The following is an 18398-nucleotide window of genomic DNA, read 5'->3' as shown; positions in this document are numbered from 1 at the left end:
CCACGCCGCCGGTGGTCGAGCTTGTCGAGACCACTGGGGCGCGCTGAAGCCTCCGGTGAGCGGTGGCTGCCGGAGGTGGCGGCGCTGCTGGCCGTCCTCATCCGCGGGTGGCGCCTGTTGAGCGCGCCGTGCTGCGTCGGTGGTCCTGGGGCGCGCCGATGCCTCCGGCGGCCGGGGTGGCTGCCGGAGGTGGCGGTGGGGCTGTCGCTCAGTCGAGTTGGATCGTGCCCAGTGCGGTGACGAGCCAGGTCTGGCCGTGCTTGTTGGACCAGGTGTAGGTGCCGTCTCGATTGCGGACGTACCTCCAACCGGCGAAGGTCTTCGCCAGGTGATGGCGTCGACAGAGCGGCGCCAGGTTCTCGGGGTTCGTCTGGCCGGGTGGGCCGCGTAGTTCGTTGGGCCCCGTGTCGTAGGGATCGATGTGGTCGAGGTCCGCGTCGGCCGATGAGCGGGTGCAGTGTGGGAAGACGCAATGCTGGTCCCTGAGCCTGACTTGCTCGGCCATCCAGGCGGGTGGGTCGTGGCGGTCCACGCTGCCGGCGCGGTTGAGGTCGATGACTGGGGTGATGCTCGCGATGGAGCCGTGCCGCTTCAGCCAGTCGGTCAGTTGCTCGATGAGGATCGGGCCGAGCCGGTCGGCGTCGGCGAGGGCGAGGTCGTTCGTGCCGAAGAGGTCGGCGAGCGTGGTGTGCACGAAGACGCGGAGCCCACGGCCATGGCGACGCCCCGGCACGGCGGGCTCGCTTGCCGCGCCGCCGGTGTCGCCTGCGGCATCGAAGTCCAGCGTGCCCTGTGCCTCCGCGATGCTCCCGAGCGCTTTCGCCTTGCGCTGACCGAGGGTGTCCGTGTCACCCGCGCGCTTCAACTTCTCGGCTTCGTCGCACACGAGGTCATGGAACCGCGCCAGATCCAGGGAGTCGCCGACCACGTCCAAGGTGGAGGTGCCGGACGCGGAGCCTTCGGGCCCGTAGCGGTGGTTCAACTGCACGTCCCAGTCAGCCTTGGTGAGCGGACCGTTCTTGTCGCGGACCAACTCCGGATGGAACTTCGCCACCGCCATCGCCAACACCCGCTCGACGGTGGGCCAGCCGTACCGCTCGCCGTCGGCGAGCGTCCGGTCGAACCACGCGGCCGCCTTCCGCGAGAGCTTGCGGGTGAGTTCGGCGACGCGCCGTGCCTTCCATCCCGGCACCTCCAGCAGTTCGACCTGTGCCCACAACAGCGGCAGCCGGTGGTGCAGATCCAACGCGTCGGCCAGCAGCGAGAGCGCGGCATAGCGGGAGATGCCCGAGGCCGCGGCGAACTCTTCAGCAGCGAACGCCGCCACCGCCGGCGTCCCCTCCCCACCCAAGAAGTCGTCCAGATCCAAGGACGCGAACGCGGCGTCGTCACACCACGAAGCCGCCGAACCACCAGGAACGACGGGGTTCACCACGCACCACTGATGCGCCAACCGCAGCTGCTGCCGCCCCAGCACCAGCGCCGAGTGCCGACCTTCGGAGATCACCGCAAGCAGACACCCCGCATCGAGGTCACTGATCTCATACGGAGTGTGCGTCGCATCGATCTCGATCATGCGAACAGTCCATCAGGAGCCTCCGACACAAAGATCCGAGCGAGCGTCGGAGGCCCGACCAGACCGTCAGCGGAGCAGGTACCCCTGCGCCGTCGCCTCCCAGACCTCGCCGCGCAGCTGCCGGTCGATGGCGCGCTTGATCACCTTGTTGGAGCCGGTGCGGGGCAGCTCGTCGACGACCTTGACGAATGCGGGCGACCACTTGGTGCCGAGGTCGGGCTGGGTGTCGAGGAACGCCTGGAAGGCGTCCGGGTCGAAGGCGCCGTCGAGCTCGACGACGGCCAGCACGGCGTCGCCGACGATCGGGTCGGGGGTCGCCACCACGGCGACGCCGGAGAACCCGGGGTAGCGCAGCAGCAGCCGCTCGATCGGAGCGGCGGCCAGGTTCTCGCCGTCCACCCGCAGCCAGTCGCCGTTGCGTCCGGCGAAGTAGAAGAAGCCCTCGGCATCGCGGTAGGCGAGGTCGCCGGACCAGACCCATCCGTGGCGCAAGCGGTCGGCGTCCGCATCGGGGTTGTTCCAGTAGCCCTCGAAGAGCTGCGCCCCTACCTTGTTGACGATCTCGCCGATCGCCTGGTCGCCGTTGGTCACCCGGCCGCGCTCGTCGAAGACGGCCGGCGGGCACTCGGCCAGGGTCTCCGGGTCCAGCACCACGGTGCCCTCCGGGGCCCGGCCCAGCGAGCCCGGCGGGGTCTCGGGGGTGCGCATGATCCGGATCTCGCCCTCGCTGGAGCCGAACGAGTCGATCACCTTGCAGCCGAAGCGCTCCGCGAACCGGGCGATGTCGCGTTCGGAGGCCTCGTTGCCGAAGGCGATCCGCAGCGTGTTGTCGGCGTCGTCGGGCTTCTCGGGAGTCGCCAGGATGTAGTTGAGCGGCTTGCCGACGTAGTTGAAGAAGGTCACGCCGTGCTCGCGTACGTCGGGCAGCCAGTTCGACGCCGAGAACCTACGGCGCACCACCACCGAGGCGCCGGCCGAGACAGCAGGTGCCAGCCCGGCCATCACCGCATTCGAGTGGAACAGCGGCATCACCACATAGAAGGTGTCGTCCGCGGTCAGCGCACGGCGCTCCTGCTGGGTGACGGCCAGCATCCCCATCCGGCGCTGGGTGCAGATCACCGCCTTGGGCGCGCTGGTGGTGCCGGAGGTGAAGACCAACGACATGATCGTCTCCGGGCTCGGCAGCTCCTCGATCAGCGCCGGCTCGGCCGCTGCCACCTCGTCGCGGTAGCCCTCGGCGTCCACCTCGAGGATCGGCGGCAGGTCGAGCATGCCGTCGAGCAACGGCCGGCGCGCCTCGTCGACGACCACGAACTGGCACTGGGTGAAGCCGATGTCGCGCGCCAGGTCGCTGCCGCGGCGGGTCGGGTTGAGACCGACCACCGTGGCGCCGTCCAATGCGGCCGCGAGCCACCAGAAGACGTGCTCCGCGCTGTTCTCGCAGAAGACGCCGAAGTGCCAGGGCAGGTCATGATTGCGGTGCGGACGGATCAGGGTGACCCGCCGGCGGGCCTCGAGGACCGTCTCGCGCCACGTCCAGGACTGACCTTCGAAGATGATCGCGGTGCTGTCGTCCTCGGCGCGCGCCAGGACCAGCTCGGCGAAGGTGGGGCTGCTCACGCCCTGCACCCTAAGGGGTGCGGCCGGGACTGTCGGGAGGGTTCCCGCTCCCTGGCCAACGCGACATCTGTCGAATCGGCAGCGCGTGCCCTGATCTCCCCACACACTGGACGCGGAGCAGACACCTACCTGGGGAGAGCAATGAATCGAGTCGTCGGCCTGGTGGCCGCGGGCGCGCTGGGCGCTGTCCTGTTGACGCCGAGCGGTCCGGCCCACGCTGCCGTGCCCGACTCGGCGTTCCCGAGCGTCGGTCAGGTCGCGAAGGTCTACCCGGCCTTCGCCGGCGGCACCCGCCAGACCGCTCCGGAGAGCACGCTGTTCCTGACCAACACCCGCTGCATCACCAGCTCGATGCTCGCGGCGAAGTCAGGCTCCGTGGCGATGTACTCCCACACCGAGCAGACCCCGCAGACGCCGACGGTCTGGGTGGTCAACTTCGCCACCAAGAAGAAGGCGCAGCAGGCGGTCACCCTGAGCCGGAAGTTCGCCCGTGCGTGTGCGGACTTCGACGGCGGGGAGGTGGCGATGAAGGTCGCCAAGATGTCCACGCCCAAGCTCGGCGACGACCGGTTCGCCTACCGGCGCTCGACGATCAGCGGTGGCTCCACCACCCGCGATGCGCAGCTGATCGTGCGCAAGGGGCGCAAAGTCGTGGTGCTCAACCTGTACTCGACGTCGAAGATCAACGCGACCAAGTTCCTCGCATTGGGCAAGGTCGCCTACAAGCGCGCCACCTGAGCACCCAGCCGCAACGCGAACGGACCCGCGTCGTCCTGCAAGGTGCAGGGGACGCGGGTCCGTTCGTGCTTCAAGCGCAAGCTCGGCTGCTACAAGCGCAAGCTCGGGATCAGCGCGGGGCCATCCGCAGCGCGCCGTCCATCCGGACGACCTCGCCGTTGAGGTAGTCGTGCTCGACCAGGAAGGTGGCCAGCTGCGCGTACTCGTCGGGGCGGCCCAGACGCTGCGGGAAGGGGACGCCGGCCGACAGGGTGGCGCGGAACTCCTCCGACACGGTGGCCAGCATCGGGGTCTCGACGATGCCCGGAGCGATCGTGTTCACCCGGATGCCGTACTGCGCCAGGTCGCGAGCGGCCGGCACGTTGAGGCCGACCACGCCGCCCTTGGACGACGCGTAGGCGGCCTGGCCGATCTGGCCCTCGAAGGCGGCGACCGACGCGGTGTTGATGATCACGCCGCGCTGGTTGTGCTCGAGCGCCTCGGTCTCGGCGATCTTCTCGGCGGCCAGGGCCAGCACGTTGAAGGTGCCGATCAGGTTGACCTGGATGATCTTGGCGTAGAGGCCGAGGTCGTGGACGCCCTTCTTCGACAGGATCCGCGACGACGGGCCGATGCCGGCGCAGTTGACCACGACGCGCAGCGGCTCGACGCCACCAGCGGCCTGGTCCACGGCGGCCTGGACCTGCTCGGGGTCGGTCACGTCGACGGGCACGTAGGTGACTCCGTCAACGGCCGGGGCAGCGTCGATCGAGGCCTGCAGGTCGAAGGCGTAGACCCGCGCGCCCTTGGCGGCGAAGGCCTGGGCGGTGGCCGCTCCGAGGCCCGAGGCACCGCCGGTGACGATGGCGGCGACGTTCTGCAACTGCATCAGTGGTTCTCCTTGGTGATCTGTCCGTTGTTGTCCTTGTCCAAGGCACGCGCGATCACCATCCGCTGAATCTGGTTGGTGCCCTCAAAGATCTGCATGACCTTGGCCTCACGCATGTAGCGCTCGACGGGGAAGTCCTTGGTGTAGCCGTACCCGCCCAGCACCTGAACGGCATCGGTGGTGACCTTCATGGCGTTGTCGGTGGCCACCATCTTGGCAATGCTGGCCTCCTTGCCGTACGGCAGCCCCTGATCCTTGAGACGCGCGGCGTGCAGCAGCATCGCTCGGGCACTCTGCACGGCGGCCTCCATGTCGGCCAGCACGAACCCCAGGCCCTGGTGGTCGATGATCCGCTTGCCGAATGCCTCGCGCTCCTTGGCGTAGGCGACCGCCTGGTCCAAGGCGCCCTGGGCCAGGCCCGTGGCGACGGCGGCGATGCCGAGGCGACCGGCGTCCAGCCCGGCAAGGGCGATCTTCAGTCCCTCGCCCTCCGCGCCGAGGCGGCGCTCGACCGGCACCCGGACGTCGTTGAGCAGGATCGAGGTGGTCGCCGAGCCGGTCAGGCCCATCTTCCGCTCGGGGGTGTCCGCGACCAGGCCGGGGGTGTCGGCCGGCACCAGGAAGCAGGAGATGCCGTTGCGGTCGTCCGAGGTGCGTGCCATCAGCTTGTAGTAGTCGGCGTGGCCACCGTGGGTGATCCAGGCCTTGGCGCCGTTGATCACGTACTCGTCGCCGTCCAGGCGGGCGGTGGTCTTCATCGCCGCCGGGTCGGAGCCGGCGTGGGCCTCGGACAGTGCGTAGGCGCCGAGCAGGTCGCCGCCGAGCATGTCGGGCAGCCACTTCCGCTTCTGCTCCTCGGTGCCCTTGGTGAAGAGGCCGAAGCAGGAGAGGGCGTGCACCGAGACGCCGACGCCGACGCTCGACCAGACCGCGGCGATCTCCTCGAGCACCTGCAGGTAGACCTCGTAGGGCTGGCCGCCGCCGCCGAACTCCTCCGGGTACGGCAGGCCCAGCACGCCGACCTCGCCGAGCAGCTTGAAGACGTCGCGGGGGAAGGTCTCGGTGGCCTCCGCCTCGGCCGCGCGGGGGAGGAGTTCCTTGGTGGCCAGGTCCCGGACCAGGGCGAGCAGGTCGGTGGCTTCCTCGGTCGGAAGCACGCGGCGCGCAGTCATTGAGGCTCCTCGAATGTGTTCTACGTCATGAAAGATTGATACTGGGAGTAGATCCAAAGTACTCATAGGAGTACCGAAGTGTCACGGTGTCGTGAGCCGAGACACACCAGGCCCCGTTTCAGACCAGGGAGAAACCCGATGACCCCCGACGAGCGCGTCGCTGACCTACTCGCCACCTTCGACAATGAAGGGCGCGACCTCGGCGACCTCCTGTGCGACCGTCACCCGGCCGATGCGGTGGCGTTCACCGTCGTCCAGCCCGACCTGACCTTCCGCGACCTGACCTACGGCGAGCTCGCGGAGAGCTCGCGCCGCTTCGCGGTGGCGCTGGGCGAGCTCGGCGTGCAGCCGGGCGACCGGGTGGCCACCCTGATGGGCAAGTCCGCCGACTTCGTCACCACCGTGCTCGGGATCTGGCGCGCGGGCGCCGTCCACGTGCCGCTGTTCACCGCCTTCGCGCCGCCCGCGATCGGCCTGCGCCTGAAGGGCTCTGCGGCCACCGTCGTGGTCACCGACGCCAGCCAGCGCGCCAAGCTCGCGCCGAGCGAGGACCTGCCGGCTGACGACGCCCGCCGGGTGATCGTGGCCGGTGAGGCGGGCGAGGGCGAGCTCGCCCTGGCCGATCTGCTGGCCGCCGCCGACCCGAGCAAGGCGCCGGTCGTGGAGCGCAAGGGCAGCGACGAGCTGGTCCGGCTCTTCACCTCGGGCACCACCGGCACCCCCAAGGGCGTGCCGATCCCGGTCAAGGCACTGGCCACCTTCGTGATCTACCTGGAGTACGGCCTCGATGTCACCGCCGACGACGTCTACTGGAACGCCGCCGACCCGGGCTGGGCCTACGGCCTCTACTACGGCATCGCCGGCCCGCTGGCCGCCGGTCGCCGCAACATCCTGCTCCAGGCGGGCTTCAGCCCGGAGACCACCTGGAAGGTGATCACCGAGCTCGGCGTCACCAACCTGGCCGCCGCGCCCACCGTCTTCCGCAGCCTGCGCTCGGCCGAGACCCCGGCCCCCGCCGGAATCGACCTGCGCCGGATCTCCTCGGCCGGCGAGCCGCTGAACCCGGACGTCGTCACCTGGGGCGCGGAGACGCTCGGTGCGGAGATCCACGACACCTACGGCCAGACCGAGCTGGGCATGTCGATCGTCAACGGCTGGCACCCCGACGTCTACGCCGACATCCGGCACGGCTCGATGGGGCGCGCGATGCCGGGCTGGAAGGCCGCCGTGCTCAAGGAGGAGTCCGACGAGATCGCCGAGCCCGGCGAGCTCGGCCGCGTGGTGATCGACCTGGCGGGCAGCCCGCTGATGTGGTTCACCGGCTACGTGGACGCTCCGGAGAAGACCGCCGAGCGGTTCAGCGCCGACGGCCGCTGGTACTACACCGGCGACGCCGGCCAGATGGACGCCGATGGCTTCCTCTACTTCTCGGCCCGCGATGACGACGTGATCATCATGGCCGGGTACCGGATCGGCCCGTTCGAGGTCGAGAGCGTGCTGGTCGGCGACCCGCGGGTGGCCGAGTCCGCCGTGGTCGGCGTCCCGGACGCCCTGCGTGGCGAGGTGGTCGAGGCCTTCGTGGTGCTCGCGCCGGGTGAGACTCCCTCGGCGGAGTTGGCCACCGAGCTGAAGAATCGGGTCAAGACCAAGCTCGCGGCCCACCTGTACCCGCGAGAGATTCACTTCGTTTCGCAACTTCCGAAGACGCCTTCTGGGAAGATTCAGCGATTCCAGCTGCGCAAGGAACGTACCGAGGAGATCTCGAAGGCATGACCACTGTGACGACGTCGACCGGCAGGCGGGGAGCGTCTGCGGGTCGACGTCGTCGCACCGCGCGTCAGGTCGATCTGTTGGATCGCCTGGTGGCGCTCTTCGCAGCCGAGGGCTTCGCCGAGTTCACGCTCGACGATCTGGCCGCTCGGCTGCGTTGCTCCAAGACCTCCCTCTACACCCTGGCGGGCTCCAAGCAGGAGCTGGTGACCGAGGCGGTCAAGCAGTACTTCCGGGAGTCGGTGCCGAAGGTCGAGGCCGCCGTGGAGGCGGCCGGTGCCGCGCCTGATGCCCGGGTGGTGGCCTACCTGACCGCGGTCGGCGACTACCTGGAGCCGCTCTCGCGTGACTTCGTCGCCGACATGGCCGCCTTCGCGCCGGCTGCCGAGGTCTACCGGCGCAACACGGCTGCGGCCGCCGACCGGATCCGTGAGCTGATCGCGTCCGGGATCGAGACCGGCGCCTTCCGTGAGGTGCACGCGGCGTTCGCCGCCGAGATGGTGGCCGCCACCATGTTCGAGATCCAGCGCGGTGAGATGTTCTCCCGCCTCGAGCTCAGCGACGCCGAGGCTTATGCCGAGCTGGCCTCGCTGATCGTCCACGCCCTCACCGCCTGACCCGTTGATCGGTGCAGGGCTGCACCCAGCGGGATCGCGGGGTGCAGCCCTGCACCAATCAACGGTTAGGGTCGACGTCATGACGGCGGCAGGTCCCCGCAAGTACGACAACTCCCGGCGCCAGAGCCGCGGTCGTGAGCGGATTCTCGAAGCAGCGCTGGAGCTTGCCCGCTCGAGTGGCAACTGGAACTGGAGCGACATCACCTTCAAGGTGGTCGCCGAGCGCGCCGAGGTCAGTGAGCGCACGGTCTACCGGCACTTCCCGGCGCAGCGCGATCTGCACGAGGCGATGATGGTGCGGATCAACGAGCAGGCCGCGATCTCCTATGACGACATGGACCTGGAGCAGGTGCCGGTCGTGGTGGACCGGCTCTTCAACTCGCTGGCCACCTTCACCCCGCGGGCGACCGCACAGGGGATCCCGCCGGCGGCGGTGATCGCGATGGACCGTGAGCGGAACCGCGCCCTGCGCCGGGCCAGCGGCGGCGACGACCGGCTCGCGGCCGTGCTCGACGTGCTGTGGAGCACCGACGCCTACGAGCGCTTGGCGTTGAGCTGGCGGATGTCGACCCAGGAGGCGGTCGACACGATCACCTGGGCGATCAACGAGCTGGCGGCCGGCGCTGCCCGCTCGGGCTCCGGCGCCGACGCGTCCGGCGCCTCGAGTACGTCCGGTGAGACGGCGACTGACGCGGAGGCCTCGACGGAGGCCTGACCTTGGCCGGAGGCGGCCGGTGAGCACAGTGCTCACCGGCCGCTTCGGCATTTCCGGGAGGAGCCGTCGGCCTCGGTGGGACCCGTGTTGACCGCCCCCGACATTTCGTGTCAGTCTTCTGACTCGAATTGGACGGACCCCGAACGCGAAGGATGAGGATCCCGTGACAGTCGTCTATGAACAGACGCACCTCGACCGGCTGGAGTCGGAGTCGGTGCACATCTTCCGCGAGGTCGCGGCCACCGCCGAGAAGCCCGTGCTGCTCTTCTCCGGCGGCAAGGACTCGGTGGTGATGCTGCACCTGGCGATCAAGGCCTTCTGGCCCGCGCAGGTGCCGTTCGGCGTGATGCACGTCGACACCGGGCAGAACTTCGACGAGGTGATCGAGTACCGCGACCGGATGGTCGAGAAGCACGGCCTGCGGCTGATCGTGGCCAGCGTGCAGGACGACATCGACGCCGGCCGCTCGCACGAGGAGTACCCGGGGGCACCGCGCAACCGGTTGCAGACCGCCGCCCTGCTGCGGGGCATCGCCGAGAACCAGTTCGGTGCCGCCTTCGGCGGCGCACGCCGCGACGAGGAGAAGGCCCGGGCCAAGGAGCGGGTCTTCTCGTTCCGCGACGAGTTCGGCCAGTGGGACCCGCGCAACCAGCGCCCCGAGCTGTGGAGCCTCTACAACGGCCGGCACCGCAAGGGCGAGAACATCCGGGTCTTCCCGCTCTCGAACTGGACCGAGCTCGACATCTGGTCCTACATCGAGCGCGAGGGCATCGAGCTCCCCGAGCTCTACTACGCCCGCAAGCGCACCGTCGTCGAGCGCGACGGCATGCTGCTCGCCGTCAACCGGTTCATCGAGCCGAAGCCGGGGGAGCAGCCCTTCGAGGCGCTGACCCGCTTCCGCACCGTGGGCGACGCGACCTGCACCGGTTGCGTCGAGTCCGACGCCACCACCACCGCCCAGGTGGTCGCCGAGGTGGCGGCCGCACGGATCACCGAGCGCGGCGCGACCCGCGCCGACGACCGGATCTCCGAGGCCGGCATGGAAGACCGCAAGAAGGAGGGCTACTTCTGATGAGCGAACTGCTCCGCATCGCCACCGCCGGGTCCGTCGACGACGGCAAGTCCACGTTGATCGGCCGGCTCCTGTACGACTCGAAGGCGATCTTCGCCGACCAGCTCGACGCCGTCGCCACCACCAGCAAGGCCCGGGGTTCGGACGCTCCCGACCTGGCGCTGCTCACCGACGGCCTGCGCGCCGAGCGCGAGCAGGGGATCACCATCGACGTGGCCTACCGCTACTTCGCCACCCCGAAGCGCAAGTTCATCATCGCCGACACCCCCGGGCACCTGCAGTACACCCGCAACATGGTCACCGGCGCCTCCACCGCCGACGTCGCGATCATCCTGATCGACGCCCGCCATGGGGTGCTGGAGCAGTCGCGACGGCACGCCTTCCTGGCCAGCCTGCTGGCGATCCCGCACCTGGTGGTCTGCATCAACAAGATGGACCTGGTGGACTTCTCCGAGGAGGTCTATGAGGAGATCCGCAGCGAGTTCGAGCAGTTCGCCGCCAAGCTCGAGGTGCGCGACCTCTCGTTCATCCCGATCAGCGCGCTGACCGGCGACAACGTGGTCACCCGCAGCCAGGCGATGGGCTGGTACACCGGCTCCGCCCTGCTGGACCACCTGGAGAACCTGCACATCGCCTCGGACCGCAACCTGATCGACGTCCGGCTGCCGGTGCAGTACGTGATCCGCCCGCACCAGTCGCGCGACGCCGACCTGCACGACTTCCGGGGCTACGCGGGCACGCTCGCCGGCGGCGTCATGAAGGCCGGTGACGAGGTGACCGTGCTGCCGCTCGGCCGGACCACCACCGTCTCCGCGGTCTGGGGCCCGGGCGGCACCAAGCTGGAGGAGGCGTTCACCGGCCAGGCGGTCACCGTCGAGCTCGCCGACGACATCGACATCGCCCGCGGCGACCTGATCTGCCGGCCGCAGAACCGACCGTTCGTCGGCCAGGACCTCGACGCCATGCTCTGCTGGCTCACCGAGCAGTCCAGCCTCGTCCCCGGGCACCGCTACACGATCCAGCACACCACCCGCTCGACGCGGGCCGTCGTCGAGAAGATCGACTACCGCCTCGACGTCAACACGTTGCACCGTGACGAGCAGGTCGACGAGCTCGGGCTCAACGAGATCGGCCGGATCACGCTGCGCACCCAGCAGCCGCTGCTCTTCGACGCCTACCGGCGCAGCCGCGAGACCGGCTCGTTCATCCTGATCGACGAGACCACCAACAACACGGTCGCGGCCGGCATGATCACCGGCCCGGCCTACCAGCACGACAACGTGGTGTGGCACGACGGCGCCGTCGCCCGCGACGCGCGCCCGGCACCCGGGGACGGGCAGGGGATGACGCTGTGGCTGACCGGGCTCTCGGGCTCCGGCAAGTCCACGATCGCTGCCGAGGCCGAGCGCCTGCTCAACGAGAGCGGCCGCGCGGCGTACCTGCTCGACGGCGACAACCTGCGCCACGGCCTCAACGCCGACCTCGGCTTCAGTGCGGGCGACCGTGCGGAGAACGTGCGGCGCACCGGCGCCGTCGCGCAGATCCTGGCCGACTCCGGTCAGGTGGCCATCGTCTCCCTGGTCTCCCCGGACGCCGAGGCCCGCGACCGGGTCCGCGCCGCGCACCAGGCCGCCGGCCTGCGCTTCGTCGAGGTCTTCGTGGACACGCCGCTGGAGGTCTGCGAGGCCCGTGACCCGAAGGGCATGTACGCGCGGGCCCGGGCCGGCGAGATCAGCGACTTCACCGGCGTCGACGCGCCGTATGAGGCGCCGGCGCGCCCCGAGCTCACCCTGTCGCCGGCCGACGGCGGCGTCGACGCGTCGGCGGCGCTGCTGGTGGCGGCCGTCGAGCAGGCGAGCACCACCGTCCCCGGCACCGCGTCGGAGACGATCACGCGAGAGGGCAACGAGGATGACTGAGGACTGGACCGGCTCGTTCCGCGACGCGATCGCGGAGGCCGAGGCACTGATCGCGAACCCGCCGTTCGAGATCACCGAGCAGGAGCGGGCCGAGGGCTACGACTATCTGGCCGGGGGCATCCGCTCCTCGATCCAGGCGGCGTTCGACTACGACCTGGTGCACCCGGTGCTGATGAACGGCACCCACCAGTACGCCCGTCAGGGCCTCGACAACCCCGACGCGATCTACTTCAACGCCTACCTCGACGAGGGCGGCACCTACGAGATCTCCGGCGTCCGCGGCACCACCGTCGACCTCTCCTTCCAGGTGATGGACGGCAACTACTCGGCCGACGGGTCGCCGACGTCGTTGGCCTCCTTCGACGACCGGGATCTGGAGATCGCCGAGGACGGCAGCTTCTCCTGGCGCTTCGGGCCGGAGATGGGGCTGACCAAGGGCACCACGGTGATCATTCGCGAGGTCTCCAGCGACTGGGTCAACGAGCGACGCGGCACCATCCGGATCCAGCGCCTCGACACGGCCGGCGTGCCGCGGGTGCCGCTCACCCGGGCGCAGGTCGCCAAGCGCTACGGCGTCGCAGCCAAGGCGCTGACCGGGCGGATCCGGACCTGGTTCGAGTTCCCGAAGTGGTTCACCTACATGGAGCCGGTCAACACGCTCACCATGCCGAAGTCGACGCCGGGCGGACTGGCCAGCCAGTTCTCCTCCCTCGGTCACTACCAGCTCGGCGACGACCAGGCGCTGATCGTCACCGTGCCGGTCTGTGATGCGGCGCCGTACCAGGCGATCCAGATCGGATCCAAGTGGTACGTCTCCACCGACTACGAGCACTATCAGACGTCGTTGACGGGTGCTCAGGCCCAGGCCGACCCGGACGGCTACTACCGCTACGTGATCTCGACGCGCAACCCGGGAATCGCGAACTGGCTCGACACCACCGGCCACGCCGACGGCGTGATCATGTTGCGCTGGCAACGGGTGGCGCGACCGTTGACCGAGGCCGACGGCCCGCAGGTGCAGCTGGTCTCCTTCGACGACATCGCTGCGCACCTGCCGCACTATGCGCAGAATCAGGTGACCCCGGAGCAATACGCTGGTCGGATCGCGGAGCGCCAGGTCGGCATCGCGCAACGGATGATCTCGTGATCGTGGGCGTTCGGATGCTCACAACCTCGCAGGGCAAGGAGAACGGTGATGAGTGACAACGTGATGGCGCGTGAGCGGGCGAGCGTCGGCAGCTACGAGGAGATCGTCGAGGCGGCGGTCCGCTCGACCGGCCTCTCCGACTTCGGGGACGGCGCCCACGAGGAGGGGCTGCGGATCCTGGTCGACGACCTCAACTCGCCGGCCGCGGGCCTGACCCCGCGGGGCCGGTACTTCCAGCGCTCGGAGGTGAAGAGCGCACTGGTCGGCCGGCTGCTGACCCAGGCCCAGTTCTCCGCGCATCCCGAGCGGCGAGAGGTGCCGATCGAGCGGCCGATCTTCCTGATGGGCCTGCCGCGGACCGGCACCACGATCCTGCACCGGCTGCTGCACGCCGATCCGGCGAGCCAGGGGCTGGAGCTGTGGCTGACCCAGTTCCCGCAGCCGCGGCCGCCGCGCGAGACCTGGGAGGCCGACCCGGTCTTCTCCGGGATGCAGCAGGCCTTCGCCGCGCACCACGAGGCCTCGCCGGACTATGCCGGCATCCACTTCATGGACGCGGCGACCGTGGAGGAGTGCTGGCGGGTGCTGCGCCAGACCGGCAAGTCCAACTCCTACGAGTCGTTGGCCTACCTGCCGCAGTACACCGAGTGGCTGCGTGGCCAGGACTGGACCGACGCCTACGCCCGGCACCGGGAGAACCTGCAGCTGATCGGGCTCAACGACGCCGACAAGCGGTGGGTGCTCAAGAACCCGTCGCACATGAGTGCGCTCGACGCGGTGATGTCCGTCTATCCGGATGCCCTGATCGTCTACACGCACCGGGAGCCGGTCACCTGCATCGCCTCGGCCTGCTCGTTGGCGGCGGAGACCACCGTCGGCCAGTCCGATGCCTTCGTCGGCGAGCGGCTCGGCCGCAGCCAGCTCGACCTGTGGGCACACTCGTACCACGCGTTCCACGACGCACGTGGTGCCTACGACCAGAGCCAGTTCGTCGACATCGCGTTCGGCGATCTGCTCCGCGACCAGGTCGGCACCGCCCGCACGGTCTACGAGGCGTTCGGGCTGGACTGGACCCCGGAGGTGGAGGCTGCCGTCGCGGCCACCGACGAGGAGGCCCGCCAGGGCAAGGCGGCGCCCAAGCATGCCTACGACCTGGCCGACTACGGCCTCACCGAGGCAGACGTGCTGGCCGCCTTCGACCGCTGACGCCACCTGCTCCGCTGACGCCGCCTGTGCGCCGACCCCGCCTGTGAACAGCTGGCGGCCTCACCCGCGCGGACGCCGTCCGAACCTCACCGCTTCACGCCCCTCTGGCACTAGCGGGGGGTGTGGAGGGGTGGAGGTTCTAGCGGGGGTGCAGCCGGTGGCCGGGGGCCGGCGTGTCCAGGCGGACGGCGGGCAGCTGCGAGGCCATCTGATCGCGGAACCGGTCGGCGGGCTCGACGAAGAGTCGCTGCCGGGTCCGTCGGGCGACCTCGAGACCGACCGGCCACAGGGTGCCGTAGTGGACCGGCACGGCCCACTCGGCGCCGACCCGGCGGACCGCCTCGGCGGCCTGCGTCGGGTCGAGGTGGTGCTCGCCGAGGCTCGGTCCCCAGCCGCCGATCGGCACGATCGCCAGGTCGACCGGGGCCACGTCGGCCAGGCCGTCGAAGAGGCCGGTGTCGCCCGGGTACCAGACGCTGTGGGTGGCGTCGGCGAGCCGGAAGCCCAGGGCCGGCGCACGGAGCCGGGAGCCCGGCAGCCGGCGGTCGTCGTGATGGGCGGGGAGCACCTCGATGGTGACCTCGCCATGGCGGACCTGCTGGCCGGGGACCACCTCGGTCAACGGGTTCGGCATCGCCGCGAACAGCGGAGCCGCGCCGCGCGGCACGATCAGCCGGGTGGCGGGATCGAAGCGGCGCAGCGACGGCAGATGCAGGTGGTCGGCGTGCAGGTGGGAGATCAGCACCAGGTCCGCGCGTGGTGCGCGCAGCTCCTCGGGCAGCACGATCCGGCGGCGCAGATGGTAGAGCTGCCGGCTGAAGACCGGGTCGAGGGCGATCCGCGCGTCACCCAGCTCGACCACGCCGCTGGCGTGGCCCCACCAGGTGAACGCGAGGTCGGGCATCGGCGGCTACTGCGCCTTGCGCAGCACGCCCCAGTCGCCGAGCGAGATGCTGATCTCGAAGGCGCGACGATGCAGCACCCAGCCCTTGGCCTGGCGCACCCAGGTGTCGTCGTACTCGCCGAAGAGTTCGAGGGTCTGTCCGGTCTTGTCGCCGGCGCCGATGTGCATCACCCGGCCGTAGCTCCAGACCCGGGCCTTCTCCTCGGAGGCGAAGCTGACCCGGTGGTTGCCCAGCAGGTGCTGCGTGGGGCCGCAGCCGTCGAGGTGCGTGCGCATCTGGGCGATGACCTGCTCGGCGCCGTCGGTGCCGTAGCCACGGGCGTCGTCGGCCAGCAGGCCGCGCAGGGTCACCCAGTCGCGGGCATCGGTGCTTCGGGCGAAGTCGGCGACAGCCTCGAGCACCTCGTAACGAGCAGACATCTGCGGTGAACCTCCCACTTGATTCGCTGGCACCAGTGTGCCGCGTCACGGTAGCGCGCGGGAGCGGTTCCAGGATCTGCGGGCCCGTGCGCTGGGACTTGCTAGGCCAACAAGGCGATCAGCTCGCTGACCGCGATCAGTCCGGTCGCCAGCGAGAGCGCCGCTGGTGCCCGGCCGCCGCGCTTCACGGCGCGGTTGGTGCGGTGGTAGCGCCAGCGGCTCTCGAAGAGCACCCACAGTCCGAGCAGCGCGGCCAAGGAGAGCGGGATGACCAGGAGCACCAGGTCCTCGGCACGCAGCCGGGCCAGGATCGCTGCGCCACCGACGATCGAGAGGGCGGTCCGCTGCCAGGCGAGCGCGGTGCGCTCGTTGGCGATCCCGGGATCGTCGAAGGTGGCCACCGTCAACGGAGCCCGGCCAGGGCGATCGCCGCGGCGACGATCAGCACCAGGGCCAGCCCGGCGCCGATCCCGAACGAGGGCAGGGCGGCGCCGCGCCGCACCGCCCGCTCGGCCATCGCCCAGCGCCCCCAGGCCGCGATGGTGGTGAGCAGGCCGGCCGCGACCAGCAGCACGGCGAGTGCCTTCTGCGCACCGTTCGAGAGCGACAGGTCGACGACGTCGACGGCGACCCCGGCCACCAGCAGCGCCAGCGCGGTCCTGATCCAGGCCAGGAAGGTGCGCTCGTTGGCGAAGCTGAACCGGTAGTCCGGCTCGGCGCCCTCCGCATAGACACTGCGTGGCCAGCGGCGTTCGGGAGCCATCTGCCGGGGTCTCCGTTCAGGTAGGGGCGAGGATCAGGACGGGGCGTCGAGGTCCGGGGTCCAGGCGACGCCGTTGATGTGGCCGCCGCCGTCCACGAACAGGGTATTGCCCGTCACGTATCGGCTGTCCTCGGAGGCGAGGAAGAGCGCAGCAGGAGCGATGTCCTCCAGCGGATCGCCCATCCGCCCCATCGGGTTGGCGTTGTCGGCGGCCGCCGCGATCTCCGGGCGGGCCGCGGCGATCCGCTCGAAGGCGGCGCTGCGCGCGCCCGGGGCGATCACGTTCACGGTGACGCCGCTGGGTGCCCACTCGCGCGCGGCGGTGCGGCTCAGCGTGCGCAGCGCCTCCTTGGCGGAGTTGTACTCCAGGGTGCCCATGTGCGCGTTGACGCCGTTCAGGCTGACCATGTTGACGATCCGGCCCCAGCCGGCCGCCTTCATGTGCGGGTAGGCGGCACGCATCGCCCAGAACGGACCGTAGTAGCCCATCGCGAAGCCGCGCTGCAGCTGCTCGTCGGTCTTCAACTCGACCCGGCCGATGCCGGCGCCGCCCCAGGCGTTGTTCACCAGGATGTCGAGGCTGCCGAGCTCGGCGACGGTGGTGGCGACCATGCCCTCGACCTGATCGCGCTGGGTGACGTCGACCGGGATGAAGAGACCGCCGATCTCCTCGGCGACCTCCGCGCCCTTCTCGGCGTTGATCTCGGCGACCACGACCTTCGCGCCCTCGGCGGCGAAGCGGCGGGCGATGCCGGCACCGATGCCGTCACCGCCGCCGGTGATCACCGCGACCCGGCCGGCGAGCCGGCCCTCAGCCACGACGCTCGCCCTTGCCGCCGGCCGCCATCAGCGCCCGGGTGTCGAGGTCGCCGTCGAGCAGCCGCGAGGTGCGGCGGGTGGTCTGCCAGCCGTCGGCGGTGCGGACCAGCTCCCAGTGGTGGATGCCGGCGCGGGCCGGGATGAACCGCTCCTTGTGGTGCACCATCAGGATCGACTGGCAGACCGCGACCGCGGTGTCGCCGTCGACGTTCACCGCGGCCGGGCCGAGGAAGTGCGCCGAGCCCTTGGCGATCAGGCCCTGGTGGGCCTCGCCGTTGACCATCGCGACGATGTCGGCGCGCGAGCCCATGTACATCTCGTCGACGTCGTAGACGCCGTCCTCGGTCCAGATCGCGCCGACCTCGTCGGCGCAGCCGGCGTCGACCAGGGGACCGTAGCTGGCGATCAGGCGGATGATCTCCGCCTGGTCCTCCAGCACCTGGAGTCGGGCGGTGAGCGCCTCGAGCTGCGCGGCGACGTCGGTCATTCAGTCCTCCTGGATCTCGGCGGAGATGGCGGCGAGCGCTTCCAGCTGCTCGACGTAGTGGGTGGCCGAGTCGGCCTGCACGTGCACGTTGGCGATAGTGGCGCCCGCATCCCGGGTGCGGCGCAGCGCGCGAGCCGTGCGCTCGCCCTCGCCGATCGGGTCCAGGGGGCGACCGGCGCCGAGCACGATCTCGAAGCCCTCGGGCACCTCGACCGCGCTCAGCATCTCGGCGAGCTTGTCGTGGGGGAGGCCGAAGGGGCACCAGCCGTCGCCGTACTTGACGGCGCGACGCAGGCTGATCGGGGTGTGACCGCCGATCCAGATCGGCACCCGCTGCTGAACCGCGTGCGGCTCGACGACGAGGTCGGCGAAGTCGTAGAACGGACCGTGGTGCTCGACCTCGCGCTTGGACAGCGAGCTGCGCAGCGCGTCCAGGGCGTCGTCGGAGACCTTGCCGCGCCTCTCCCAGTCGGCGCTGAGGAGGTCGAACTCCTCCTTGAGCGAGCCGACGCCGAGACCGAGCACGACGCGTCCGCCGCTGAGCATGTCCAAGGTGCCGTAGCGCTTGGCGATCTCCAGCGGGTG

The 18398-nt window shown here is 70.1% G+C and carries 19 protein-coding genes; 8 read left to right on the top strand and 11 right to left on the bottom strand.

The window, feature by feature from the left end:
* Positions 1-208 precede the first annotated feature (208 nt).
* Positions 209-1576: an HNH endonuclease signature motif containing protein gene (locus ABD151_RS14760; RefSeq protein WP_343995527.1), complete on the bottom strand. Its 1368-nt coding sequence runs from the start codon at positions 1574-1576 to the stop codon at positions 209-211.
* A 66-nt stretch (positions 1577-1642) separates the two neighbouring features.
* Complete coding sequence (locus ABD151_RS14755; protein WP_343995526.1) at positions 1643-3196, bottom strand: AMP-binding protein; 1554 nt, start codon at positions 3194-3196, stop codon at positions 1643-1645.
* A gap of 141 nt (positions 3197-3337) precedes the next feature.
* On the opposite strand from ABD151_RS14755, the gene ABD151_RS14750 reads away from it, so the two are divergent.
* On the top strand, positions 3338-3934 hold the full coding sequence (locus tag ABD151_RS14750; RefSeq protein ID WP_343995525.1) for a hypothetical protein: 597 nt from the start codon (positions 3338-3340) through the stop codon (positions 3932-3934).
* Positions 3935-4043: 109 nt separating this feature from the next.
* Here ABD151_RS14750 and ABD151_RS14745 read toward each other — a convergent pair whose 3' ends face one another.
* Both ABD151_RS14745 and ABD151_RS14740 read right to left on the bottom strand, forming a co-directional pair.
* Positions 4044-4802, bottom strand: coding sequence for an SDR family NAD(P)-dependent oxidoreductase (locus tag ABD151_RS14745; protein ID WP_343995524.1), 759 nt, complete (start codon positions 4800-4802; stop codon positions 4044-4046).
* Entirely contained in the window at positions 4802-5974 is a 1173-nt protein-coding gene (locus tag ABD151_RS14740) for an acyl-CoA dehydrogenase family protein (protein WP_343995523.1), read from the bottom strand. Before ABD151_RS14740 ends, ABD151_RS14745 begins: the two co-directional genes overlap by 1 nt.
* A 138-nt stretch (positions 5975-6112) precedes the next feature.
* On the opposite strand from ABD151_RS14740, the gene ABD151_RS14735 reads away from it, so the two are divergent.
* The 7 genes from ABD151_RS14735 (at position 6113) to ABD151_RS14705 (ending at position 14420) form a co-directional block, all read left to right on the top strand.
* Positions 6113-7747, top strand: a complete 1635-nt coding sequence (locus tag ABD151_RS14735) for an AMP-binding protein (RefSeq protein ID WP_343995522.1) — start codon at positions 6113-6115, stop codon at positions 7745-7747.
* Positions 7744-8361, top strand: a complete 618-nt coding sequence (locus tag ABD151_RS14730; RefSeq protein WP_343995521.1) for a TetR/AcrR family transcriptional regulator — start codon at positions 7744-7746, stop codon at positions 8359-8361. The genes ABD151_RS14735 and ABD151_RS14730 overlap by 4 nt, the downstream gene beginning before the upstream one ends.
* A 79-nt stretch (positions 8362-8440) precedes the next feature.
* On the top strand, positions 8441-9076 hold the full coding sequence (locus ABD151_RS14725; protein WP_343995519.1) for a TetR/AcrR family transcriptional regulator: 636 nt from the start codon (positions 8441-8443) through the stop codon (positions 9074-9076).
* A gap of 163 nt (positions 9077-9239) precedes the next feature.
* Positions 9240-10148, top strand: a complete 909-nt coding sequence (gene cysD / locus ABD151_RS14720; RefSeq protein ID WP_343995518.1) for a sulfate adenylyltransferase subunit CysD — start codon at positions 9240-9242, stop codon at positions 10146-10148.
* Positions 10148-12067, top strand: a complete 1920-nt coding sequence (cysC, locus tag ABD151_RS14715; RefSeq protein WP_343995517.1) for an adenylyl-sulfate kinase — start codon at positions 10148-10150, stop codon at positions 12065-12067. Before cysD ends, cysC begins: the two co-directional genes overlap by 1 nt.
* Positions 12060-13214: a hypothetical protein gene (locus tag ABD151_RS14710; protein ID WP_343995516.1), complete on the top strand. Its 1155-nt coding sequence runs from the start codon at positions 12060-12062 to the stop codon at positions 13212-13214. The genes cysC and ABD151_RS14710 overlap by 8 nt, the downstream gene beginning before the upstream one ends.
* A 48-nt stretch (positions 13215-13262) precedes the next feature.
* Positions 13263-14420 carry a sulfotransferase family protein gene (locus ABD151_RS14705; protein WP_343995515.1) on the top strand — a complete coding sequence of 386 codons (1158 nt, stop codon included), beginning with the start codon at positions 13263-13265 and terminating at the stop codon, positions 14418-14420.
* A 139-nt stretch (positions 14421-14559) separates the two neighbouring features.
* Here ABD151_RS14705 and ABD151_RS14700 read toward each other — a convergent pair whose 3' ends face one another.
* The 7 genes from ABD151_RS14700 to ABD151_RS14670 all read right to left on the bottom strand — a co-directional run.
* The gene (locus ABD151_RS14700) at positions 14560-15324 is read right to left on the bottom strand and encodes an MBL fold metallo-hydrolase (RefSeq protein WP_343995514.1); all 765 of its coding nucleotides are present in this window, start codon (positions 15322-15324) and stop codon (positions 14560-14562) included.
* 6 nt (positions 15325-15330) lie between these two features.
* Positions 15331-15744 carry a nuclear transport factor 2 family protein gene (locus tag ABD151_RS14695; RefSeq protein ID WP_343995513.1) on the bottom strand — a complete coding sequence of 138 codons (414 nt, stop codon included), beginning with the start codon at positions 15742-15744 and terminating at the stop codon, positions 15331-15333.
* A gap of 101 nt (positions 15745-15845) precedes the next feature.
* Positions 15846-16145 (bottom strand): DUF202 domain-containing protein, encoded by a 300-nt coding sequence (locus ABD151_RS14690; protein ID WP_343995808.1) that lies wholly within the window; start codon positions 16143-16145, stop codon positions 15846-15848.
* Positions 16146-16147: 2 nt separating this feature from the next.
* The gene (locus tag ABD151_RS14685; RefSeq protein WP_343995512.1) at positions 16148-16507 is read right to left on the bottom strand and encodes a YidH family protein; all 360 of its coding nucleotides are present in this window, start codon (positions 16505-16507) and stop codon (positions 16148-16150) included.
* 33 nt (positions 16508-16540) lie between these two features.
* Positions 16541-17326: an SDR family NAD(P)-dependent oxidoreductase gene (locus ABD151_RS14680; RefSeq protein WP_343995511.1), complete on the bottom strand. Its 786-nt coding sequence runs from the start codon at positions 17324-17326 to the stop codon at positions 16541-16543.
* Positions 17319-17813, bottom strand: coding sequence for a nuclear transport factor 2 family protein (locus ABD151_RS14675; protein ID WP_343995510.1), 495 nt, complete (start codon positions 17811-17813; stop codon positions 17319-17321). Before ABD151_RS14675 ends, ABD151_RS14680 begins: the two co-directional genes overlap by 8 nt.
* A partial coding sequence (locus ABD151_RS14670; protein ID WP_343995509.1) for an LLM class flavin-dependent oxidoreductase occupies positions 17814-18398 on the bottom strand: 585 nt, incomplete at its 5' end.

Source organism: Nocardioides dubius (assembly GCF_039528155.1).
In the GTDB taxonomy this organism is placed as follows: Bacteria; Actinomycetota; Actinomycetes; order Propionibacteriales; family Nocardioidaceae; genus Nocardioides; species Nocardioides dubius.
Note: the sequence above shows the minus strand (reverse complement) of the source record. Positions and strands in the feature narration are given on the sequence as shown.